This window comes from Persicitalea sp., from assembly GCF_041751555.1.
Classification (GTDB): Bacteria; Bacteroidota; Bacteroidia; order Cytophagales; family Spirosomataceae; genus Persicitalea.
The window spans coordinates 1-2,975 of the sequence record NZ_JBGSXF010000516.1 but is presented as its reverse complement, the minus strand read 5'-3'; the positions used below and the strand labels follow the sequence as shown (position 1 = coordinate 2,975).

Here is a 2,975-nt window from a genome sequence, read left to right as displayed (position 1 = left end):
CGACACGATGGGTAAGCTGCTGGATAGTTTCGTGGTGGCGGCCAACTCTCACGACGGCACGACAGCAGCCCGAAAGTGGGAGGGGCTTGCCTGGCAGAACCCTCTGCTCGACGAGGTCGAGAAGGTCTTCGCCGATGGCTCGTTCAGGGGTACTTTCAGCCAAGAAATGCCAGAAAAACACGGTGTTTCGGTGGAAATACCCACGGTTCCCATCGCTCGGAAAGGCAAGGTGGACATCCACCAGAAACGATGGGTGGTCGAGCGGACAATCGGCTGGACGCTTGCTAACCGCAGGTGTTCAAGGGATTATGAGAGGACGGCCGAACACGCAAACGCTTTTATAATCATAGGAAACATCAAAAGATTAGCACAAAAAATAACTTAAACAGCTTCTAAGCGCCGTCCGGCTCTGGTTTTGGCTGATTTGCCGGGAGAAGATATTGTGCTTTGCCAAATCACAAGTAAAAATATTACTAACGGCTTCGCCGTTTCGCTTGACGATGACGACCTTTTAACTGGGAACCTTCCATTAACTTCGAATATCAGGCCAAATCGTCTTTTCACGGCGGACAAGAAACTTATCGTTTACACACTTGGTAGTATTTCTCAAAGCAAGTACCAGCAAGTGGTGGACGTGATCGTAAGGCTCATTGAGTTGTAAAATTATTAGGCTGAGAAGCAGGCTCTTGGCATTGGCGTAAACTTGGTGGCGGGGCCTTTACAAAAGGCCCACTATGTTTAGTACGCAGTTTTACAAACTCCGCACAACGGGGTTGCTGATTTGTCAACAATTGCTATATCTTTGCATTTTAGAGTCGCTCGTGAACGTCATCAGCAAGAAGAAAATAGATGAGTTTTGCAAGACCCATACGTCAGCGGAAAACGTCCTTGTGACTTGGTATAAGCAAGCCACGAAAGCGCAATGGACTAATTTCGCAGAGGTACGGCAGGACTACCCAAGCGCCGACTGGATTGGAGACGACCGCATCATTTTCAATATCGGCGGCAACAAATACCGTCTCATTGCCAGAATCAGCTTCGTGTACAAGAACATGATGATCAAGTGGATTGGTACCCACGCCGAATACGATACCATTGACGCAGTCAATGTCTCTTGAAGGAGGATAAATCTGAACGACTGAATTATGGAAATTATCCAAAAACTCATTGAAACCGAGCAGGAATACGAAACGGCTATCGGGAGAATCGACGAGATTTTCCACGCACCCGTTGGAAGCCCCGAATCCGATGAATTAAAATTACTGGTGGTGTTGGTGCAGAAGTACGAGGAGGAAAAGTACCCTCTGCCGGATGTCGATCCCATCGAAGCCATCGAGGTGCGAATGCAGGAACTCGCCCTGAGCCGTAAGGATCTCGAACCTTACCTGGGCGACAAATCGGTCGTTTCGAAAATCCTGAACCGGAAAAGAGAATTGACGCTGGACATGATTCGGCGTCTCCACGTTGCCTTGCGGTTGCCTGTCGAAGTGTTAGTAGGGTAACGTGGCTTTTGACGGAGCTGGCCGTTAAAAACGGCCCACTATGTTTAGTACGCAGTTTTACAAACTCCGCACAACTGGGGTAAACCATATGACGGGGCAGTCGGTAGTCCAGTCAGTTGATAATTAAAGGAAGATTTCGTAAGTTGACTACATGGGAGATGAACTGGAATTCAACAAAAGTACCAATATTCGGGATTACCGCCGCCATTCGATCATTCGCTTTTCAGGACAGGGAATAAGCCAAAAGTCGATTGCTGAGGGTTTGTCCTGTAGTCAGGGGCTGGTCAGCCAAGTGCTGAGCGCCTGCGAAGAAGAAGGCCTACCCGGCATTGAAATTCAAACGCCTCCCGGAGCGAAGAGTCAACTCGATGGGGATGAGCTGTCCGAGTTGAAATCCTATCTGCTCGAAGGGGCCAGGGTCTTGGGCTACGCCACCGACCATTGGACAAGGCCACGTGTGCGGGCGCTGATCGAGGAGAAATTCGCCGTGCACTACCGGAGCCTGTCGAGCGTGGGCAGTATTTTGGCCAAAATCGGCTTCACCTGAAAGCAAGGGGTGCTTCACGACCCCAGGCAGGATGCCGAAGCGGTGCGGGAGTGGAAGGAAGAAACCCTGCCAGAGCTGAAAGAGGAGGCCAGAAGGGAGGGCAGAACGCTGTTTTACGCTGACGAGTCCTCTTTCCTGCTCAACCCGAAAGACCTGCGAACCTACTGGCTGAAAAATGAAGACCTGGAAATCGATTCCTGGGACAAGCAATTCCAGACTTACGGCGTGTGCGGGGCAACCAGCACGGGGGGGCATTTCGTTCACACCCGCCAGGAGGAAAGTTTCAAAGGCAAGCACATGGTCGCTTTCTTAAAATTGCTGACTGACCAGACACCGGGGAAGGTCACTCTGATCTGGGACGGGGCGAGCATTCACGGCTGCAAGATCGTTAGGGAATTCCTGGAAAGCCTGCCGCAGGGCAGATTGAAGCTAGTCAGGCAGCCCGCCTACTCCCCTGAGCTGAACGCTTCCGAGCAGGTGTGGAATTACCTGAAAAACGTCCTGCTCAGGAGTCGGGTGTTCAAGAATATTGACGCCTTGGCCAAGGCCGTCGGTGAAGCGTTGGAAAAAATGGAGTTGAAAACAAACGTTATTAAGAAATTCTTTCACCACCCAGAGGTGGCTTTTTATTAATTTTTAATTGCCTGCACTAGTAACGGCCCCGCCACCAAGTTTACGCAATGCAAGGAGTAATTCCTTAAACTACCCTCGTTGTACCTTACAATAGAAATTGATGGCAACATAGGAAGAGCATTTTTCCAGATAAAGTTGATTCCTCTACTCACGCCACCTCAAAAAGCTCATTCTGAAACTGCATAACATTATCAAAATTCTCACTATACTGATCTTTGAAATCGAAAGATAAATACTGCCTTAATTCTTTCTTATTGTTATAGAACTTGACCGTATTGATTAAAATTCTCTCC

Annotated in this window: 5 protein-coding genes and 1 pseudogene; all 6 read left to right on the top strand. The window is 49.2% G+C overall.

The features are described from left to right. The coding region (locus ACEW8P_RS18445) for a hypothetical protein (protein WP_373514548.1) at positions 1-385 on the top strand (385 nt) is incomplete at its 5' end. An 18-nt stretch (positions 386-403) separates the two neighbouring features. Continuing rightward, positions 404-661 (top strand): annotated as a pseudogene (locus ACEW8P_RS18440) (type II toxin-antitoxin system PemK/MazF family toxin); the annotation flags it as partial. A 73-nt stretch (positions 662-734) separates the two neighbouring features. Then, positions 735-1,118, top strand: coding sequence for a type II toxin-antitoxin system HigB family toxin (locus tag ACEW8P_RS18435; protein WP_373514547.1), 384 nt, complete (start codon positions 735-737; stop codon positions 1,116-1,118). 27 nt (positions 1,119-1,145) lie between these two features. After that, the gene (locus tag ACEW8P_RS18430) at positions 1,146-1,502 is read left to right on the top strand and encodes a type II toxin-antitoxin system HigA family antitoxin (protein ID WP_373514546.1); all 357 of its coding nucleotides are present in this window, start codon (positions 1,146-1,148) and stop codon (positions 1,500-1,502) included. Positions 1,503-1,653: 151 nt separating this feature from the next. Further along, positions 1,654-2,049 carry a transposase gene (locus ACEW8P_RS18425; protein WP_373514545.1) on the top strand — a complete coding sequence of 132 codons (396 nt, stop codon included), beginning with the start codon at positions 1,654-1,656 and terminating at the stop codon, positions 2,047-2,049. Between the two features lie 9 nt (positions 2,050-2,058). After that, positions 2,059-2,682, top strand: a complete 624-nt coding sequence (locus ACEW8P_RS18420) for an IS630 family transposase (RefSeq protein WP_373514544.1) — start codon at positions 2,059-2,061, stop codon at positions 2,680-2,682. Positions 2,683-2,975: the final 293 nt, after the last annotated feature.